Annotated in this window: 19 protein-coding genes and 1 tRNA gene; 9 read left to right on the top strand and 11 right to left on the bottom strand. The window is 72.9% G+C overall.

Translation table 11 applies throughout. From position 1 onward, the window contains the following. Positions 1–59: 59 nt before the first annotated feature. From AB0N63_RS13630 to AB0N63_RS13655, 6 genes are all read right to left on the bottom strand, one after another. A complete protein-coding gene (locus tag AB0N63_RS13630) occupies positions 60–1274 on the bottom strand; it encodes an acyl-CoA dehydrogenase family protein (protein ID WP_365528284.1) in 1215 nt (404 codons plus the stop codon). Positions 1275–1280: 6 nt separating this feature from the next. Beyond that, a complete protein-coding gene (locus AB0N63_RS13635) occupies positions 1281–2315 on the bottom strand; it encodes a phosphotransferase family protein (protein WP_365528287.1) in 1035 nt (344 codons plus the stop codon). Positions 2316–2660: 345 nt separating this feature from the next. Next, entirely contained in the window at positions 2661–2945 is a 285-nt protein-coding gene (locus AB0N63_RS13640; RefSeq protein ID WP_365528290.1) for a DUF202 domain-containing protein, read from the bottom strand. 95 nt (positions 2946–3040) lie between these two features. Further along, positions 3041–3433, bottom strand: a complete 393-nt coding sequence (locus tag AB0N63_RS13645; protein ID WP_365528293.1) for a DUF202 domain-containing protein — start codon at positions 3431–3433, stop codon at positions 3041–3043. A 67-nt stretch (positions 3434–3500) separates the two neighbouring features. Beyond that, positions 3501–4016, bottom strand: a complete 516-nt coding sequence (locus AB0N63_RS13650; RefSeq protein WP_365528295.1) for an NUDIX domain-containing protein — start codon at positions 4014–4016, stop codon at positions 3501–3503. 46 nt (positions 4017–4062) lie between these two features. After that, positions 4063–4959, bottom strand: coding sequence for a DMT family transporter (locus AB0N63_RS13655; protein ID WP_365528297.1), 897 nt, complete (start codon positions 4957–4959; stop codon positions 4063–4065). Between the two features lie 750 nt (positions 4960–5709). Between AB0N63_RS13655 and AB0N63_RS13660 the strand changes: the two genes are divergently transcribed. The 4 genes from AB0N63_RS13660 to AB0N63_RS13675 all read left to right on the top strand — a co-directional run bounded on the left by AB0N63_RS13660 (position 5710) and on the right by AB0N63_RS13675 (position 9978). Then, positions 5710–6660, top strand: coding sequence for a hypothetical protein (locus tag AB0N63_RS13660; RefSeq protein WP_365528299.1), 951 nt, complete (start codon positions 5710–5712; stop codon positions 6658–6660). Between the two features lie 178 nt (positions 6661–6838). Beyond that, positions 6839–8386 carry an APC family permease gene (locus AB0N63_RS13665; protein WP_365528301.1) on the top strand — a complete coding sequence of 516 codons (1548 nt, stop codon included), beginning with the start codon at positions 6839–6841 and terminating at the stop codon, positions 8384–8386. Between the two features lie 148 nt (positions 8387–8534). Further along, positions 8535–9368 carry a molybdopterin-dependent oxidoreductase gene (locus tag AB0N63_RS13670; RefSeq protein WP_365528304.1) on the top strand — a complete coding sequence of 278 codons (834 nt, stop codon included), beginning with the start codon at positions 8535–8537 and terminating at the stop codon, positions 9366–9368. Then, positions 9352–9978, top strand: a complete 627-nt coding sequence (locus tag AB0N63_RS13675) for a cytochrome b/b6 domain-containing protein (RefSeq protein ID WP_365528306.1) — start codon at positions 9352–9354, stop codon at positions 9976–9978. Before AB0N63_RS13670 ends, AB0N63_RS13675 begins: the two co-directional genes overlap by 17 nt. A 30-nt stretch (positions 9979–10008) precedes the next feature. On the opposite strand, the gene AB0N63_RS13680 is transcribed toward AB0N63_RS13675, so the two are convergent. From AB0N63_RS13680 to AB0N63_RS13690, 3 genes are all read right to left on the bottom strand, one after another. Further along, positions 10009–10773, bottom strand: a complete 765-nt coding sequence (locus AB0N63_RS13680) for an SDR family oxidoreductase (protein WP_365528308.1) — start codon at positions 10771–10773, stop codon at positions 10009–10011. Between the two features lie 10 nt (positions 10774–10783). Further along, positions 10784–12181 (bottom strand): gluconate:H+ symporter, encoded by a 1398-nt coding sequence (locus AB0N63_RS13685; protein WP_365528310.1) that lies wholly within the window; start codon positions 12179–12181, stop codon positions 10784–10786. A gap of 73 nt (positions 12182–12254) precedes the next feature. Continuing rightward, on the bottom strand, positions 12255–12800 hold the full coding sequence (locus AB0N63_RS13690; RefSeq protein ID WP_365528313.1) for a gluconokinase: 546 nt from the start codon (positions 12798–12800) through the stop codon (positions 12255–12257). 142 nt (positions 12801–12942) lie between these two features. On the opposite strand from AB0N63_RS13690, the gene AB0N63_RS13695 reads away from it, so the two are divergent. Then, the gene (locus AB0N63_RS13695; protein ID WP_365528315.1) at positions 12943–13644 is read left to right on the top strand and encodes a FadR/GntR family transcriptional regulator; all 702 of its coding nucleotides are present in this window, start codon (positions 12943–12945) and stop codon (positions 13642–13644) included. 36 nt (positions 13645–13680) lie between these two features. On the opposite strand, the gene AB0N63_RS13700 is transcribed toward AB0N63_RS13695, so the two are convergent. Then, positions 13681–14055 carry a YchJ family metal-binding protein gene (locus AB0N63_RS13700; protein ID WP_365528318.1) on the bottom strand — a complete coding sequence of 125 codons (375 nt, stop codon included), beginning with the start codon at positions 14053–14055 and terminating at the stop codon, positions 13681–13683. 159 nt (positions 14056–14214) lie between these two features. Between AB0N63_RS13700 and AB0N63_RS13705 the strand changes: the two genes are divergently transcribed. Together AB0N63_RS13705 and AB0N63_RS13710 are read left to right on the top strand one after the other, a co-directional pair. Further along, positions 14215–14526 (top strand): dsRBD fold-containing protein, encoded by a 312-nt coding sequence (locus tag AB0N63_RS13705; protein WP_365528320.1) that lies wholly within the window; start codon positions 14215–14217, stop codon positions 14524–14526. A 10-nt stretch (positions 14527–14536) separates the two neighbouring features. Next, the gene (locus AB0N63_RS13710; protein ID WP_365528323.1) at positions 14537–15829 is read left to right on the top strand and encodes a phosphoribosyltransferase family protein; all 1293 of its coding nucleotides are present in this window, start codon (positions 14537–14539) and stop codon (positions 15827–15829) included. 57 nt (positions 15830–15886) lie between these two features. Here the strand turns inward: AB0N63_RS13710 and AB0N63_RS13715 are convergent. Next, a tRNA-Leu gene (locus tag AB0N63_RS13715) sits at positions 15887–15974 on the bottom strand. Between the two features lie 236 nt (positions 15975–16210). Between AB0N63_RS13715 and AB0N63_RS13720 the strand changes: the two genes are divergently transcribed. Together AB0N63_RS13720 and chpH are read left to right on the top strand one after the other, a co-directional pair. After that, positions 16211–17536 carry a M20/M25/M40 family metallo-hydrolase gene (locus tag AB0N63_RS13720; protein ID WP_365528325.1) on the top strand — a complete coding sequence of 442 codons (1326 nt, stop codon included), beginning with the start codon at positions 16211–16213 and terminating at the stop codon, positions 17534–17536. Between the two features lie 164 nt (positions 17537–17700). Beyond that, positions 17701–17934 carry a chaplin ChpH gene (gene chpH, locus AB0N63_RS13725; RefSeq protein WP_009187766.1) on the top strand — a complete coding sequence of 78 codons (234 nt, stop codon included), beginning with the start codon at positions 17701–17703 and terminating at the stop codon, positions 17932–17934. Positions 17935–17974: the final 40 nt, after the last annotated feature.

Consider the following 17974-nt stretch of genomic DNA (forward strand, 5'->3'; position numbering starts at 1 on the left):
GGCGGTCGCCACGGCGACCGCCCCTTACCTGCCTGCCGTCACAGGCGTTGTACCGGCTGTCACAGGTACTTCTTCAGCTCCCGGCGGGCCAGCGACCGCTGGTGCACCTCGTCCGGGCCGTCGGCCAGCATCAGGGTGCGCGCCCCCGCGTACAGCTCGGCCAGCGGGTAGTCCTGGCTCACCCCGCCCGCGCCGTACAACTGGATCGCCCGGTCCAGGATGGCGACCACCGCACGCGGCGTGGCGATCTTGATGGCCTGGATCTCGGTGTGCGCGCCCCGGTTTCCGACCGTGTCCATCAGCCAGGCCGTCTTCAGCACCAGCAGCCGCAACTGCTCGACCTGGACCCGGGCGTCGGCGATCCAGTTCTGCACCACGCCCTGCTGGGCCAGTGCCTTGCCGAACGCCGTGCGCGACACCGCCCGGCGGCACATCAGCTCGATCGCCCGCTCGGCCATGCCGATCAGCCGCATGCAGTGGTGGATGCGGCCCGGACCGAGGCGGGCCTGCGCGATGGCGAAGCCGCCGCCCTCCTCGCCGACCAGGTTGGACGCCGGCACGCGCGCGTGGTCGAAGACCACCTCGGCGTGCCCGCCGTGGTAGTGGTCCTCGTACCCGAACACCTGCATGGCCCGCTTCACCGTGACGCCCGGCGTGTCGCGCGGCACCAGCACCATGGACTGCTGGCGGCGGATGTCGGCGCCGTCCGGGTCGGTCTTGCCCATCACGATGAAGACGGCGCAGTCCGGGTGCATCGCCCCGGAGATGTACCACTTGCGGCCGGTGATGACGTACTCGTCGCCGTCCCGCTCGATGTGCGTGGTGATGTTGGTGGCGTCCGAGGAGGCCACCTCCGGCTCGGTCATCGCGAACGCCGAGCGGATCTCACCGGCCAGCAGCGGCTGGAGCCACTGCTTCTTCTGCCGCTCGTCGCCGAACTGGGCCAGCACCTCCATGTTCCCGGTGTCCGGGGCCGCGCAGTTGGTGGCGGTGGGCGCCAACTGCGGGGAACGGCCGGTGATCTCGGCCAGCGGGGCGTACTGGAGGTTGGTCAGCCCGGCGCCGTGCTCGGCGTCCGGCAGGAACAGGTTCCACAGCCCCTGCCGGCGTGCCTCGGCCTTCAGCTCCGCCACCACCGGCGGGTTCTCCCACGGGGAGGCGAGCCGGGCGCGCTGCTCGTGCGCCACCTGCTCGGCCGGGTAGACGAACTCGTCCATGAAGGCGAGGAGTCGGGTGCGCAGTTCCTCGGTGCGCGCGTCGAACGCGAAGTCCATGGTGGATCAGCCCTCCTGGAGGCCTTCGTGAAGCGTGGTCAGACCGTGCTGGATGAAGACGGGGACGAGATCGCCGATGCGGTCGAAGCCGCCGCCGACCGTCTGGCCGAGCGTGTAGCGGTAGTGGATGCCCTCCAGGATCACGGCGAGCTTGAACCAGGCGAACGCCGTGTACCAGGCCACCGACGAGACGTCGCGCCCCGAGCGGGCGGCGTAGCGCTCGATCAGCTCGGCAGGGGAGGGGTGCCCGGCCGCCTCGGCGGTGGTGGACACCGGCGACTTCGGCAGACCGAGCGGGGTGCAGTACATCACCAGCAGGCCCAGGTCGGTGAGCGGGTCGCCGAGCGTGGACATCTCCCAGTCGAGGATCGCCGTGATCCGGTCGTCCGCGCCGATCAGCACGTTGTCCAGGCGGTAGTCGCCGTGCACGACGGTGGGCGCCGGGGAGTCGGGCAGGGCCCGGCCGAGTGCGGAGTGCAGTTCGTCGATGCCGGGCAGGTCGCGGTTGCGGGAGGCGTCGAGCTGCTTGCCCCAGCGGCGCAGCTGCCGGTCCAGGAACCCCTCCGGCCGCCCGAAGTCGGCGAGGCCCACCTCGGCGGGGTCCACCGCGTGCAGCCGGACCAGCGTGTCCACCAGCGAGAGCACCGCGTCGCGGGTGCGCTGTTCACCCAGCGGGGCGAGCTGGTCGGCGGTCCGGTACGGGGTGCCCTCCACGAACTCCATGACGTAGAAGGGCGCGCCGAGCACCTCCTCGTCCTCGCACAGCAGCACGGGGCGCGGCACCGGCACGTCCGTCGGGTGCAGCGCGCTGATCACCCGGTGCTCGCGCTTCATGTCGTGCGCGGTGGCCAGCACATGGCCGAGCGGAGGCCGCCGCACCACCCACTCGGCGGTGCCGTCGGAGACCGCGTACGTCAGGTTCGAGCGTCCGCCCTCGATCAGCCGGCCGGACAGGGGGCCCTGCACCAGGCCGGGCCGCTCCCGGTCGAGCAGGCCGCGCAGCCGGTCGAGATCGAGTCCGGGTGGGTGGTCGGGGCTCATCATTGCTCCTGGGGGCAGATCCGAAGCGAACGGGACCCGTCCATGATGCCGACCGGTCGGTATGTCGTCCAGTGCCCGCCCCGAACGTGACCGGGGCCACCTTCCCAGGGGCACGGGGCCTCCTGGGTCTTTCGTCCGGACCGGGCCGCCGCGATCCGGACGAGCGGGCCTGAGGCGTGTTCCGGAAGCGGCGTCGTCCGCCCGAAGGGCGGGACCCGCGGCGTCCGGCGCGGTGCATCGCAAGGCGGAAGGTCGTCCGCGTACCGGGCGTACACGGAGGATCCCGGCAACGCGGCGAGGCGCCGTGCCGGACGCCGCGGGCCGGACGGGACCTTCGGAACACACCTAGACGACCAGCGCCGCCGCACACACCGCCAGTGCGGCCGTGGCCAGCACCGCCGCCGCGGCGAGCCGTGGGGTGAGTGCGGGCGGGGTCGCCCGGTCGAGGCGGCGGATGCGGAACTGGGCGAGCAGCAGGAAGCCGAGCCAGAGCAGACAGCAGACGGCGCACACGACGACGCTCCCGGCCGTGGCCCCGCCGCGCAGGGTCGCCCGCACGGCCAGCACGGCGGCCACCGTCCCGGACAGCGTCGTACGCCGCCAGGCCAGCCGGGTCCGCTCGGGCTGCAACCCGGGGTCCCGCCGCCCGGCCGCCCCTCCCGAGCCGCCTCGCCCGCCGCCTTCCGCTGGCCCGCCCGGCCCCGCGCCGCCTCGCCCCGTGCCGCTCATCCCGCCCGGCCGGTGAGGACGACCGCGACCATCACCACGGCGACCACCGCGACGACGACGCTCAGCAGCGCCGGGAACCGCGACGCCGGCAGGTCCTCCCCGCGCCGCATCGCCCGTTCGCACCGCACCCAGTGGTTGATCGCCCGCAGGGAGCACAGCACCCCCGCGCCGAGCAGAGCCAGCGCGAGACCGACCCGCCACTGCCAGCGCAGGTGCGGCAGGAACTGGTCCACCGCGAACCCGCCGCCGATCAGGGCGAGCGCGGTCCGCAGCCAGGCGAGGAAGGTCCGCTCGTTCGCCAGCGAGAAGCGGTAGTCCGGCGTACGGCCCTCCTCCCGCACCTCCTCGGGGGCGAACCACAGGCGGACGTTCCGTACGAAGTCGATCACGCCAGGACCCTACCCGGGCGGGTGAGGCGGTGATCCGTGCGCCGTCTCACCGCGTACGTTCGCCGCCTCACCGCGCCGACCGGTACGCCTTCAGCCGCTCGTACGCCGCCAGGCTGTCCGGCGTCCACTCCCACGCGTGCAGCCGGCGCTCCACCTCGTCGGCCGGCAGGAAGTCGTGCCAGGCGACCTCCTCCGCCTGCGGCCGGACCGGCAACTCGCAGCGGACCTGGTACACCGACGACCACCAGCCGGAGCCGTCCACGTGCTCGTAGAGGAACTTGAACAGGAACTCGGGGCGGGCCAGCCCGCTCACCCCCAGCTCCTCCTCGGCCTCGCGCAGCGCCGCGTCGTCGTAGTTCTCGCCGGCCCCGACGACCCCGCCCACGAACATGTCGTGCAGGGACGGGAAGGCGAGCTTGGTCGCGGTGCGGCGGTGCACGAAGAGCCGGCCCTCGGCGTCGCGCACCTCGATGAAGACGCAGCGGTGCCGCAGCCCCCGGGCGTAGACCTCGCCGCGCGGGGCCTGTCCGATGATGTGGTCGTTCTCGTCGACCAGGTCGAGGATCTCGTCCGCAGCGCTCATGCCCCCATCCAACCAGCCGCCCCACCGCCGCGGGCGGCCGGAGGCCTCAGCGGGTCTGGAGCTTGTGCTCGTCGCGTTCCGTGGAGGAGGCGCCGCAGGGCATCGCCGGGTGCAGCCCCAGCAGCACGATGCCGGCGACGATCGCCGCCAGGCCCGCCGCCTCCCAGGTCAGTGCGGCCACGTCGGTGCGCAGCCGGTCGCCGAGGAAGCCCACCCCGCAGGCGATCCCGGCCAGCGGCTCGGCCGCCGTCAGCGCGGGCAGCGACATCCGCAGCGGGGCCGTCTCGAAGGCGCTCTGCACCAGGATCAGTCCGGTGACGCCGATGGCGAACAGCCCGTACGGCTGCCAGCTGGTGAACAGCTCCGCCCAGCCGCCCGCCGAGAACCGCTGCCCGCTCACCCGGGTCAGCGCGTCCTGCACGCCGTACAGCAGCCCGGCCGCCACCGCCAGCAGCACCGGGCCCCAGTTCAGCCGGGACCGCTTGGCGTAGGCGGTCAGCACCAGCGCCGCCCCCACCATCGTCCCGATGATCAGCCAGTGCCGCAGCGGATCGGTGACCGCGGTGCCGGCCCGCGGCTGGCCGCCGAGGATGAACGCCGTCACCCCGCCCGCCAGCAGCGCCAGCCCCAGCCAGCCCTGGCGGCCCAGCGGCTGCCGGGTCTGTCTCTGCGACAGGGCCAGGGCGAACAGCAGGTTCGTCGCCAGCAGCGGTTCCACCAGGGAGATCTCACCCCGGCCGAGCGCTACGGCGCCCAGCGCCATGCCGGCGACCATCAGTCCGAGACCGCCGAGCCAGCGGGGCACCTTCACCAGGTCCAGCAGGAGCCGGGGTGAGAGGAAGTCGCTCAGTGGCGCCTGCTGCGCGGCGTTCTGCTGGAGCACGAATCCGAAGCCCAGGCAACAGGCGGCGCTCACGGCGAGAATCAGAACCAGAACCGACACGCTGCGTACCTCGATCATCCGGCCGGGCCACGGGGTGCGTAATGGCCGACTTTAGCGTCCCAAAGCACTGTTTGCCGCTGCTAGTACCCGGAACCGGGCAGCCGACTCCGTCACGACGCCCTCTGCGTCAGGGCGATGTCCCGGCCGTACGGTCATGGTGGGACCCTCGGTGGCGCCACGCCATGGTGTACGCCACACGGGTGAAGTCTGCTGGGGGACTTGACGGGAGGGGCCGGACGCCCCGTGGTGGGAGACCACCGGGTCCGCAGGTGACGCACCGCCGCTCCAGGGCGGGACACCGCCGACTCCGGGGTGCGGCGCCCCTGGCGCCGACGGAACCAGGCGGCCGACGCGAGGCGGTGCCCGCGTCCCGTCCGTGCCCTCCGGCCCCCGGACCGGCGGGCGTTCCTCCGTGGCGCCGTTCCCCATGCCGACGCGGTACGGCACCCGGGCCGACGCCCCGCGGGGCCCCGACCGAAGCGCTGCGGAGGCCCCACAAGTACCCATCGCATCACGCCAGTTGACGCGTGTAACGCACCGGCGGCCCTTGACGCCGAGTGTGGGCTGAGGGTTTGCTGTCCGTGATCGGCCGACGGTCGGCCGGTGACCGAAGGGCAGGCCGCGGCGAGCGGTCCGGACGGGGCGGCGCCGCTCCGACCCGCCCGCGGACACCGCACGAGAACCGGCGTGCGCAGCACGGACCCCACACGAACACAGCACCAACGAAGAGCGCGTAGAGGAAGTCCCGCGGTGCCCCCACCCCCGCCTCCCCTCGGCCGTGGCCGCAAACGTGCGGCCCACGCCTTCGACGCCGCTCTCGACGACGCCGAACTCGTCACCGCGCGGGCGGCGTTGGCACAGGGACGATGGCAGGCCGTGCGCACCCTGCTGACCGGCACCGGCGACGACTGGGACCGGCGCGGCCACCGTGTCACCGTCCTGGCCGAACCACCGCACACCGCGGCCTGGGTCCGCGACTGGCTGCTGGCCGAACCGGAGTCCGCCGACGCCTCCGTCCTGCTCGGCATGGCGCTCGTCCGGCGCGCCCTGCGCGGCGAGGAGAAGCCTGACCACGCCCGCGAGACCTGCCGGGCGGCGGCCGCCCTCGCGCCCGCCGACCCCACCCCGTGGCTCGGGCTGCTCCTGCTGGAGCGCGCCCTGGGCGAAGAGGCCGACGTGGTCCGTCTCTTCGACGAGGTACGGCTGCGCCACCCCGACCACCACCACGCCCACCACGCGATGGTGGCCGCGCTCGCCGAGCGCCACGCCGAGGCCGGCCCGGACCCGCTGCACGAGGTCTACGACTTCGCCAACTGGGCCGCCGAGCAGACCCCCGCCGACTCCCCGCTCGCCATCCTGCCCGTGGTCGCGCACGCCGAGCGCTACCGCGTCCTGGCCGCCGCCGGCCTCGCGACGGCCGACCCGGCGGCCTCCGGCCACTGGGCGGGCCGCCGGGCCCGGCAGGTGATGAAGTCCGCCTTCGACTGGTGGCTGGAGTGGGGCCAGGAGGGTCACCCACGGCACATGATCGACCTGAACTACCTCGCGCACGCCAAGCACTGCGAGGGCCGCGCCGCCGAGGCCGCCGCGTTGTTCCTCCGCATCGGCGAGCACGCCACCCCGACGCCGTGGTCGTACCCCGACCGCGACCCGTACACCGCCTTCCGCACCGCCCGTGCGAGCGCCCTGGGTACCGCCTAGCCCACCGGCCCGCACCGGCCCCGCGCACGACCGCAAGCCGCACGACCGCGCGCAGCGCGACCGCACCGAGGAGCAAGTCCGCAGGCCCGCACACAGAGCAAGCCGCGAGTCCGCGAGTCCGCAACCGGACATGAGCCACCCCCGCAAGCCTCCCGAGGCCCGAAAGGACGGTCCCCCGATGACGACGGGCAGTTCGAGCACGAGCAGACCCACCGCCGGCGGCGACGGCATCAGCACCTTCAAGGGACAGGAGCGGGCGCTGCGCGCCGACCGCCTCGGCACGGGCGGCCTGCTCCTGTCCGTGCTGGCCGCGACCGCCCCGCTGATGGTGGTCGCCGGCGTGATGCCCACCACGTACGCGGTGATGGGCATCGTCGGACAGCCCCTGCTCTTCGTGGTCCTCGGCGTGGTCCTGATCCTTTTCAGCGTCGGCTACGCCGAGATGAGCCGCCACGTCCACAACGCGGGCGCCTTCTACGCGTACATCTCCCGCGGCCTCGGCGGCACCGCCGGCGCGAGCGCCGCGCTCGTCGCGCTGGTGGCGTACAACGCTCTCCAGGTCGGCATCTACGGCATCTTCGGCTTCGAGGTCTCCAACCTCTTCGACACCTACGCCGACGTCACCGTGGCCTGGTGGATCCCGGCGCTGGCGGCCGTCGCCGCCGTCGGCGCGCTCGGCTGGCTGAAGATCGACGTCAACGCGCGTGTGCTCGGCGTCCTGCTGGTGATCGAGGTGGTCCTGGTGGTCGTCTTCGACGTGGCCGCGATCGGCGACCCCGCCAAGGAGGGCCTGTCCCTGCACGCCTTCAACCCCGACACCCTCTCCGGCGCCGGGATCGGCACCGCGCTGTGCTTCTGCATCGCGGCCTTCCTCGGCTTCGAGCAGGCCCCGGTGTACGCGGAGGAGACCAGCCGCCCGCATCTCCTCGTCCCGCGCGTGATGTTCCTGGCGGTGGCCGGCGTCGCCGTCTTCTTCGCCGTCAGCAGCTGGGCGCTGACCGTGGCCACCGGCCCGTCCGCGATCGTGGGCACCGCGCGCAAGGAGAGCGCGGGACTGCTGTTCACGCTCACCGAGTCCCGGCTCGGCGGCACCTTCACGGACGTCCTGCACGTCTTGTTCGTCACCGGCATGTTCGCGGCCATGCTCAGCTTCCACAACGTGGTGGCCCGCTACGCCTTCGCCATGGGCCGCGAGGGCCTGCTGCCCGCGGCGTTCGGCCGCACCTCCAGCGCCAGCGGCGCCCCCGCCACCGGATCGCTCTCGCAGACCGTCTTCTCGCTGGTCGTCGTGATCGCCTTCGCGGTCGCCGACGACAAGCCGGCCGGGGATCCCACCGCGCCCGTGCTGCACCTGTTCACCTGGGGCGGCAACATCGGCGCGCTCGGCGTGATCCTGCTGATGGCGGCGGCCTCCCTGTCGGTGATCGTCTTCTTCGTACGGCGCGGGGCCGCTGCGGCGCAGTCCTGGCGGCTGGTCACCTCCGCCCTGGCAGCCCTCGCCCTGCTGGTGATCGCCGTCTACACGGTCAAGGACTTCGACGTCCTGGTCGGCGCCGGACCCGGCTCGGCGCTCAGCCGCGTCCTGCCCGGCGTCATCGGCCTCGCCGTCGTCGTCGGCCTGGTCCAGGGCGCCGTACTGCGCAGGCGCAGGCCCGAGGCGCACGCCCGCATCGGGCTGGGCAACGAGGCGTTCCAACTGGACAAGGCGGCGGAGCCACAGCCGTAGCAACGTCTCCCGGGCGGCCTCCGGCGGCTGCCCGGGCGTTTCCTCGGCGGCTCCCGAGAAGGCGACGGAAGTCGGAAAAGATGACGGAAGTCTGACGAGTGCCCGCGTTCCCTGGCTCCGCGCGGGGCGCGGGTGCTCGAATGGAGGCGTGCATTCCGAACCGCCCGGACACCCGGGACCGCCCGAGGGACCCGAACCGTCCGAGAGCCCCGAACCGCCCAAGGGCCGCAGCCCCGCCGACGGCCGCGGCCCCGCCGAGGAGCCAGGCCCCCCGGAGGAGTCCGGCCGACCCGTCGGCCGCCGTGTCTTCCTCGCCACCCTCGGCCTCGGCGCCCTCGGCGTGGCCGCCGCGCCCACCCTGCAACGCGGTCTGGAGGACTTCCTCGGCGCCGCCTCCGGCCACGACCCCACGGGCCTGACCGGACTGCTCCCCAACGGCGGCGGCTTCCGCTACTACTCCGTCACCGCCTCCGTGCCGCACCGCGACGCCGGCGACTACCGCCTCACCGTCGACGGCCTGGTGGACCGCCCGACGACGTACACGCTGGCCGATCTCAGGGCCCTGCCGCAGACCCGCACGGTGCGCGACGTGCAGTGCGTCACCGGCTGGCGGGTGCCCCGCACGCCCTTCGAGGGCGTCCGGCTGTCCCGGCTGCTGGACGCGGCCGGAGTGCGCCCCTCGGCGAAGGCGGTCCGCTTCACCTGCTTCGACGGCGCCTACACCGAGAGCCTCACCCTCGCCCAGGCCCGCCGCCCCGACGTGCTGGTCGCGCTGCGCATGCGGGACGAGGACATCGGCCACGACCACGGCGGCCCGGTCCGCCTCTACGTCGCCCCCATGTACTTCTACAAGTCCGCCAAGTGGCTCTCCGGCATCACCGTCACCGACGAGGTGAGACCCGGCTACTGGGAGGAACGCGGCTACGACGTCGACGCCTGGGTCGGCCGTTCGAACGGACGCAGTGATGACCCCACGAGCTGACACCTGCGCACCGCCCGACGGCGCCGTCCGCCGCTTCGGCCCCGCCCAGCGGTGGGTGCACCGCGGCACGGCCGCGCTGATGGGGGTGTGCGTCGTGACGGCGGCCTGCCTCTACGTCCCCCAGCTCGCCGTCCTCGTCGGCCGCCGCGACCTGGTCGTCCGCCTCCACGAATGGGCCGGTCTCCTGTTGCCGCTGCCCGTCCTGCTGGGGCTGGCCTCCCGCGCCTTCCGCGCCGACCTGCGGCTGCTGGACCGGTTCGGCCCGCACGACAGGGTGTGGCTGCGGGCCGCGCTGCGCCGCGACAGGCGCCGCTCGGCGCGCCCGGCCGGGAAGTTCAACGCGGGCCAGAAGATCTACGCCGCCTGGATCGCCGGGGCCGCGCTCGTGATGCTCGGCACCGGGCTGCTGATGTGGTTCACCCGGCTCGCCCCGCTGACCTGGCGCACCGGCGCGACCTTCGTGCACGACTGGCTGGCCCTGACCGTCGGCGTCGTGCTGGCCGGTCACATCGGCATGGCCCTCGGCGACCCGGAGGCCCGTCGCGGCCTGCGCACCGGGCTGGTCAGCCGTCGGTGGGCGGAGAGCGAACACCCGCTGTGGCGGCCGTAGCCGTGTGCCTGAGCAGGATGCCCGGGACGGCTACAGCACGCTCGTCATGCCGCCGTCGACGTACAGCACCTGCCCGGAGACGAAGTCCGCGGCCGGCGAGACGAGGAACAGCAGCCCGCCGACCAGGTCCTCGGTGCGGCCCCACCGCCCGGCCGGGGTGCGCCCGCGCACCCAGGAGCTGAACTGCTCGTCCTCGACCAGCGGCCGGGTCAGCTCGGTCTCGACGTAACCGGGACCGAGCCCGTTGACCTGCACCCCGTACGGGCCCCAGTCGGCGCACATGCCCTTGGTGAGCATCTTCAGGGCGCCCTTGGCCGCCGCGTACGGCGCGATGCCGGGGCGGACCACCTCGCTCTGGAGCGAGCAGATGTTGACGATCTTGCCGTGGCCGCGTGCGGTCATCCGCCGGGCCGCCTCCCGGCCGACCAGGAAGGCGCTGGTGAGGTTGGTGTCCACGACGCGGTGCCAGTCGGCCTCGGTGAAGTCGAGCAGGGGCGCGCGCAGTTGCATGCCCGCGTTGTTCACCAGGATGTCGAGCGGGCCCACCCGCTCCTCGACGTCGGCGATGCCCGCGGCCACCGAGGCGCCGTCGGTCACGTCGAACGCGGCCGTGTGCACCCGGTCGCCGGGCAGCGCGGCGGCGGCCTCGGCCAGTGTGTCCGCGTCGCGGCCGTTGAGGACGACCGTGCAGCCGGCCTGAGCCAGACCGCGGGCCAGGGCCAGCCCGATGCCCCGCGAGGAGCCGGTGACCAGGGCCGTGCGGCCGGCGATGTCGAAGAGGGGGTGAGCCGTCATCGCCGTGCCCCTAGAGGATCAGGGAGAGCGCGAGGACCAGGGCCCCGGCCACCACGGACAGGATCGTCTCCATGAACGACCAGGTTTTGATCGTCTGCCCGACGTCCAGCCCGAAGTACTCCTTCACCAGCCAGAAACCGGCGTCGTTGACGTGGCTGAAGAACAGCGAGCCGGCGCCGATCGCGAGGACCAGCAGGGCGGTGTGGGTGGTCGACATGTCGGCCGCCAGCGGGGCGATCAGTCCGGCCGCCGAGACCGTCGCCACGGTCGCCGAACCGGTCGCGAGGCGGATCACCACCGCGATCAGCCAGGCCAGCAGCACCGCCGGGATCGACCAGTCCTTGGAGATGTCCAGGATCATCTGGCCCACGCCGCAGTCGATCAGCGTCTGCTTGAAGCCGCCGCCCGCGCCCACGATGAGCATGACGCCCGCGATGGGCATCAGACCCTTCTCCACGGTGGAGTTGATCCGCTCCTTGCTGAACCCGGCGGGCCGGCCCAGCGTGAAGATGCCCACGATCACCGCGGCCAGCAGCGCGATCAGCGGGGAGCCGATCACGTCGAACACGCGCTGCGTGGTGTCCGCCGGGTCGTCCACGACGATGTCGACGAGCGCCTTGGCCAGCATCAGCACCACCGGCAGCAGCACCGTGGACAGCGCGGCGGCGAAGCTCGGGCGGCGCTCCAGCTGCTCGGAGGCGCGCTGCGGGAGCATCCGGTCCGGGGCGGGCACGTCCACCCAGCGGGCGGCGACCTTGGAGAACAGCGGACCGGCGATGATCACCGAGGGGATCGCCACGACGATGCCCAGCGCCAGCGTCACGCCCAGGTTGGCCTTGAGCGCGTCGATCGCGACCAGCGGGCCGGGGTGCGGCGGGATCAGGCCGTGCATCACGGACAGACCCGCCAGCGCGGGTATGCCGATGCGCATCAGGGAGTAGTTGCCCCGCCTGGCCACCATCAGCACCACCGGGATCAGCAGCACGATGCCGACCTCGAAGAACAGCGGCAGACCGATCACCGAGGCGATCAGCACCATCGCCCACGGCATGGCCCGGCCCCCGGCCTTCGCCAGGATCGTGTCCACTACCTGGTCCGCGCCGCCCGAGTCGGCGAGCAGCTTGCCGAGGACGGCACCCAGCGCGATCAGCACGCCGACGCCGGCGACCGTCGAGCCCAGACCGGTGGTGAAGCTGGTGATCGCCTTGTCCAGGGGCGCCCCGGCGACCGCGCCGAGCACCAGCGACCCGATGGTCAGTGACAGGAAGGCGTGCAACTTGAACTTGGTGATGAGCAGGACGATGACGGCGATGCCCGCCAGGACGGCGATGCCCAGCTGAGCGTGTCCGGCCGAGGTGATCGGCGAGGGCGCGTCCGCTGCCAGCATCTCGACGCTGAGTCTGGTCACGGGGGTGATCCCTTGGGAGTGAAGAGGGGTGGGGTTCAGGTGTGCCGCGGCCGGCGGCCGTGGGGGAGAGACGTCACCGGGGGGACGGTGCGGCCCCGGCCGGCGGGGTGGCGGCGTCGAGGTCGTCCAGGGCGGCGACGGCGCGCGCGGTGATCTCCTCGGGAGATCCGGCCACGTCCACCGCCACGCCCCGCTCGTCCGCTTCGAGCGGCTGGAGCGTGGCGAACTGGGAGTCCAGCAGGGCGGTCGGCATGAAGTGCCCCTGACGGTGCCCCATGCGGTCCTCGATGAGCTTCCGGTCGCCCGTCAGATGGACGAAGACGACATCCGGAGCCGCGGCCCGGAGCCGGTCGCGGTACGACCGCTTCAGCGCCGAGCTGCTCACCACCCCGCCGAGTCCGGCCCGCCCGTGCGCCCAGGCGCCGATGGCGTCCAGCCACGGCCACCGGTCCTCGTCGTCGAGCGGCGTCCCGGCCGACATCTTGTCGATGTTGGCCTGCGGATGGAAGTCGTCGCCCTCGGCGTACGGGACGCCGAGCCGGTCGGCGAGCAGGGGACCGATCGTGGTCTTGCCCGTGCCGGCGACGCCCATCACCACGACGACGTGGGGGGTGCGCATCACTGCCTCGCTGTCTTCCTCGACATGCGACGCCGACATCCGGCGTCGCCACACTGAAACCTATTAGGTACGACGAATTCAAGAGTCTGTGACATATAAGTCTGACTTTTTCAGCGCGTGATCCACCCCGTACGCTGAGTCCATGACCACACCGGGCCGGGGGCTGCACGGCCGCGTCCTGGACGCCCTCGGCCCCGCCATCACCGCCGGCGACTACCCTCCGGGCAGCGTGCTGCGCACCGACGAACTCGCACAGAGTTTCGATGTGTCGCGCTCCGTGATGCGCGAGGCGGTCCGCGTGCTGGAGTCCATGCACCTGGTCGCGTCCCGCCGCCGCGTCGGCGTCACGGTGCTCCCGGCGCACGAGTGGAACGTCTATGACCCGCAGGTCATCCGCTGGCGCCTCGCCGGGGCCGACCGCGCCCGGCAACTGCGCTCCCTGACCGTGCTGCGCTCGGCGGTCGAACCCGTCGCGGCCGGCCTCGCCGCCCGGCACGCCACGCCCGAGCAGTGCTCGGAACTCACCGAGTGCGCCCTCGGCATGGTGGCCAACTCACGCGGCCACCGCCTGGACCAGTACCTCCTGCACGACGTCGCCTTCCACCGGGTGATCCTGTGCGCCTCGGGCAACGAGATGTTCGCCCGCCTCGGCGACGTCGTCGCGGAGGTGCTGACCGGGCGCACCCAGCACGAGGTCATGTTCGAGGACCCCGACCCGGCCGCCGTCACCCTGCACGTCCGGGTCGCCGAGGCGGTCCGCGCCGGCGACGCCGAACGCGCCGAGCAGCTCACCCGCGAGATCACGGTCGGCGCCCTGCAGGAACTGGACATCCTGGCGCCGTAGCGCACCGGGAAGCCCGTCAGCGCGGGCCGCCCGCCGCTACTCGGGAAAGTCCCCGTCGACGTACACCCACGCCCCCTCGACCCGCTCGAACCGACTGTGCTCGTGCAGTGAACCGCCCCGGTAGGAGGCGCGGAACGTCACGGTGCCGGTGGTGTGGAAGGCGGTGCCGCCCGTCGCGCCGAGGATCTCCAGCCCCCTCCAGCGCATCCCGGGGTCGAGTTCCAGCCGCACCGGCCGGGTCCGCGGGTGCCAGGTGCGCAGCAGATAGGCCGCGTCCCCGCGCACGAAGGCGCAGTACCGAGACCGCATCAGCGCCTCGGCGGTCGGCACCGCGGCGGCCCCCGAGTGGAAACGGCCGCAGCACTTCTCGTACGGCTCGGGCAGCCCGCACGGGCAGGAACGCGTGGTCATGGCCCCCATTCTGCCCGCGCCCGGCAGCCGCCCGGCAGCCGCCCGGCACCGGCCGCCGTGGTGCCGCCCCCGCCCGGCGGGGGCACAGTGGAAGGGACGACGAGCGAACCGGCGGCCACGAGCCGAGAACCGGTGACCACAGCTGAGGAGGGACGGACGATGACGCGACCCGCCGACAGCCGGCCCCCGTCCGTCAGGGAGTGGCGGCTGAACCTCTACCTGTCCGAACACGACCCGGACACCACGGCCCGGATCGTCCTGGACACAGGCGACAACGTCCTGGAGACCTGCGCGGAGGCCCGCCGCAACCCCTACGACCCGGCGGTCCCCGAGATCGGCGACGAACTCGCCGCCGGACGCGCCCTCATCGCCCTCGGCCACGATCTGCTGCGCGCCGCCGCGGGCGACATCGAGGCGGTCGGAGCGCCCGAGGCGACACCGCCCGCCCCGCTCTGGTCGCCCCGCGAGTGAGGCGCCGGCCGTGCTCTTCAGGGACCGCCCGGAGGCGGGCAGGCGGCTGGGCGACCGGCTGGCGCACCTGAGCGGACAGGACGTGGTGGTGCTCGGACTGCCCCGCGGTGGCGTGCCGGTCGCCGCCGAGGTCGCGGCGACCCTCGGCGCACCCCTCGACCTGTGCCTGGTGCGCAAGCTCGGCGTCCCCTCGCAGCCCGAGCTGGCCATGGGGGCGATCGGCGAGGACGGGGTGCGCGTGATCGACGAGGCCGTGGCCGGCCGGGCCGGGGTGCCGGACCGCGTCCTGGCCCGGGTCGAGGAACGCGAGCGCCGCGAACTGGACCGGCGCGCCGCCCGCTACCGCGGCGAGCGCCCGCCGGCCGCCGTCGCCGGACGGACCGTGGTGCTGGTGGACGACGGGGTGGCCACCGGCTCGACGGCCCGCGCCGCCTGCCGCACGGTACGCGCCCGGGGCGCCGCCCGGACCGTGCTGGCGGTGCCGGTGGCGCCCCCGGACTGGACGGCGCGGCTGGCCGGGGAGGCCGACGAACTGATCAGCCTGGAGACCCCGGCCGGCTTCTTCGCGGTCGGCCAGTTCTACGACGACTTCACCCAGCTCGACGATGACGACGTGGTGGCCTGTCTGCGCCGGGCGCGGGCGGGCGGAGCCCGCCCGGAGGTCGACCGGGAGACGGCACTGGACATCGGCCCCGCCCGTCTGACCGGGCGTCTGACGGTGCCCGCCGACGCGCTGGGCGTCGTCGTCTTCGCCCACGGCAGCGGCAGCGGACGGCACAGCCCGCGCAACCGCTTCGTCGCCGCCGGCCTCAACCGCGCCGGCCTCGGCACGCTCCTGTTCGACCTGCTCACCGAGGAGGAGGCGGGCGACCGGGCCAAGGTGTTCGACATCGGCCTGCTGGCGGCCCGCCTGGCGGCCGTCACCGACCACCTGCGCGCCCTGCCCGAAGCCGGGAACCCGCCCGTCGGCTACTTCGGCGCCAGCACCGGTGCGGCCGCGGCCCTGCGCGCCGCCGCCGCACCGAACGCGCGGATCGCCGCCGTGGTCTCCCGCGGCGGACGCCCCGACCTGACCGGACCCGCACTGTCCTCGGTGACGGCTCCCACCCTGCTGGTCGTCGGCGGCGCGGACCACACGGTCCTCGCCCTCAACCGTCAGGCCCAGACCCAGCTGACCTGCGAGAACCACCTGACGACCGTCCCCGGCGCCACCCACCTCTTCGAGGAGCCCGGCGCCCTGGAAGCGGTCACCGACCTGGCCCGCGACTGGTTCACGGACCACATGACCCCGGCCCACGGATGAGCGCACGAGGGACGACACACGAAAGCGGCGCCGACTCGGTCGGCGCCGCTTTCGCAGTGGTGTCCGAGGGGGGACTTGAACCCCCACGCCCGATAAAGGGCACTAGCACCTCAAGCTAGCGCGTCTGCCATTCCGCCACCCGGACAAGGTGTCTGTCGCGCGGGGTGTTCCCCTCGCGGCGACGAAGGAAACATTACCAGGCTTTCGAGCCGGCCCGATCACCCCGGTGCGCCGTGTGCGCCGTGCCCTGCGCCGCGCCGCCGATGTGAACGCGGTGTATCGGGCCGGGCCCTGTCTTGGGGCCACGGGCGGACGGGGGAGAGGATGAGTGGACCACCGGTACTCGAGGTGGACCACCAGCACACAGCGGGAGGAAGCAGCGTGAGCGAGACGGACACCGCCAGGGGCGTCACCGGCGAGGACGAGGTCGTGGACCTCTGCAGCGAGCTGATCCAGATCGACACCAGCAACTACGGCGACCACTCCGGCCCGGGCGAGCGCAAGGCCGCCGAGTATGTCGCCGAGAAGCTCGCCGAGGTGGGGCTGGAGCCGACGATCTTCGAGTCGCACCCCGGCCGCGCCTCCACCGTGGCCCGCATCGAGGGCGAGGACCCGTCCCGGCCCGCGCTGCTGATCCACGGCCACACCGACGTCGTGCCGGCCAACGCCGACGACTGGACCCACCACCCCTTCTCCGGCGAGATCGCCGACGGGTGCGTGTGGGGCCGCGGCGCGGTCGACATGAAGGACATGGACGCGATGACGCTGGCCGTCGTGCGCGACCGGCTGCGCAGCGGCCGCAAGCCCCCACGCGACATCGTGCTCGCCTTCCTCGCCGACGAGGAGGCCGGCGGCACCTACGGCGCCCGCCATCTGGTCGACCACCATCCCGATCTCTTCGAGGGGGTCACCGAGGCGATCAGCGAGGTCGGCGGCTTCTCCTTCACGGTCAGCGAGCAGCGGCGGCTCTATCTGATCCAGACGGCCGAGAAGGGCATGCACTGGATGAAGCTGACCGTGGCCGGCACCGCCGGGCACGGCTCCATGATCCACCGGGACAACGCCATCACCGAGCTGTCGGAGGCCGTCGCCCGCCTCGGCCGGCACAAGTTCCCGGTGCGGGTGACCAAAACCACCCGGGCCTTCCTCGACGAGTTGGGCGACGCGCTCGGCACCGAGCTGGACCCGGAGAACATGGAGGGCACCCTCGCCAAGCTCGGCGGCATCGCCAAGCTCATCGGCGCGACCCTCGGCAACACCGCCAACCCGACCCAGCTCGGCGCGGGGTACAAGGTCAACGTCATCCCGGGCGAGGCCACGGCGCACGTGGACGGGCGGTTCCTGCCCGGCTTCGAGGAGGAGTTCCTGGCCGACCTGGACCGCATCCTCGGCCCCCGGGTCAAGCGCGAGGACGTGCACTCGGACAAGGCCGTCGAGACCACCTTCGACGGCGCCCTGGTGGACGCGATGCAGTCCGCGCTGCTGGCCGAGGACCCGGTCGCCAAGGCGGTGCCGTACATGCTCTCCGGCGGCACCGACGCCAAGTCCTTCGACGACCTCGGCATCCGCGGCTTCGGCTTCGCCCCGCTGAAGCTGCCGCCGGAGCTGGACTTCGCTGGCATGTTCCACGGCGTGGACGAGCGGGTGCCGGTGGACGGTCTGAAGTTCGGCGTACGCGTGCTCGACCGGTTCATCGACGCCTCCTGAGGAGAGGTTCCGGCGCGCCTTTTCCGGCCCGGAAATTCGGGCGCGCGTACGAGAGTGACTGAGAAGGGTGAATGCGACGATAAGCTCGTAGCTCCAATGGTTCAGCCTCGTTACAGGTATTGCGATCGGCAAGGTGAGATCGCTTTTGCCAACGAGGAGGAATAATGATCAAGAAGGTCGTCGCTGCTGCGGTTGCCACCGGTGGACTGGTTCTCGCGGGTGCCGGCATGGCCGCCGCCGACTCCGGCGCCCAGGGTGCCGCCCTGCACTCCCCGGGTGTCGCCTCCGGCAACGTGGTGCAGGTGCCCGTGCACGTGCCGGTGAACGTCTGCGGCAACACGATCTCGGTGATCGGGCTGCTGAACCCCGCCTTCGGCAACACCTGCATCAACCACTGACGTTGTGCACCGCCCCGTGAGGGTCTGACCTCATCGACTC

This window comes from Streptomyces sp. NPDC093260 (genome assembly GCF_040683715.1).
In the GTDB taxonomy this organism is placed as follows: Bacteria; Actinomycetota; Actinomycetes; order Streptomycetales; family Streptomycetaceae; genus Streptomyces; species Streptomyces sennicomposti.

What these genes read in the sequence shown, in the direction of transcription:
- AB0N63_RS13630 (WP_365528284.1), bottom strand. Translation starts at nt 1,274, where the DNA reads ATGGACTTCGCGTTCGACGCGCGCACCGAGGAACTGCGCACCCGACTC.
- AB0N63_RS13635 (WP_365528287.1), bottom strand. Translation starts at nt 2,315, where the DNA reads ATGAGCCCCGACCACCCACCCGGACTCGATCTCGACCGGCTGCGCGGC.
- AB0N63_RS13650 (WP_365528295.1), bottom strand. Translation starts at nt 4,016, where the DNA reads ATGAGCGCTGCGGACGAGATCCTCGACCTGGTCGACGAGAACGACCAC.
- AB0N63_RS13665 (WP_365528301.1), top strand. Translation starts at nt 6,839, where the DNA reads ATGACGACGGGCAGTTCGAGCACGAGCAGACCCACCGCCGGCGGCGAC.
- AB0N63_RS13675 (WP_365528306.1), top strand. Translation starts at nt 9,352, where the DNA reads ATGACCCCACGAGCTGACACCTGCGCACCGCCCGACGGCGCCGTCCGC.
- AB0N63_RS13680 (WP_365528308.1), bottom strand. Translation starts at nt 10,773, where the DNA reads ATGACGGCTCACCCCCTCTTCGACATCGCCGGCCGCACGGCCCTGGTC.
- AB0N63_RS13690 (WP_365528313.1), bottom strand. Translation starts at nt 12,800, where the DNA reads ATGCGCACCCCCCACGTCGTCGTGGTGATGGGCGTCGCCGGCACGGGC.
- AB0N63_RS13695 (WP_365528315.1), top strand. Translation starts at nt 12,943, where the DNA reads ATGACCACACCGGGCCGGGGGCTGCACGGCCGCGTCCTGGACGCCCTC.
- AB0N63_RS13700 (WP_365528318.1), bottom strand. Translation starts at nt 14,055, where the DNA reads ATGACCACGCGTTCCTGCCCGTGCGGGCTGCCCGAGCCGTACGAGAAG.
- AB0N63_RS13705 (WP_365528320.1), top strand. Translation starts at nt 14,215, where the DNA reads ATGACGCGACCCGCCGACAGCCGGCCCCCGTCCGTCAGGGAGTGGCGG.
- chpH (WP_009187766.1), top strand. Translation starts at nt 17,701, where the DNA reads ATGATCAAGAAGGTCGTCGCTGCTGCGGTTGCCACCGGTGGACTGGTT.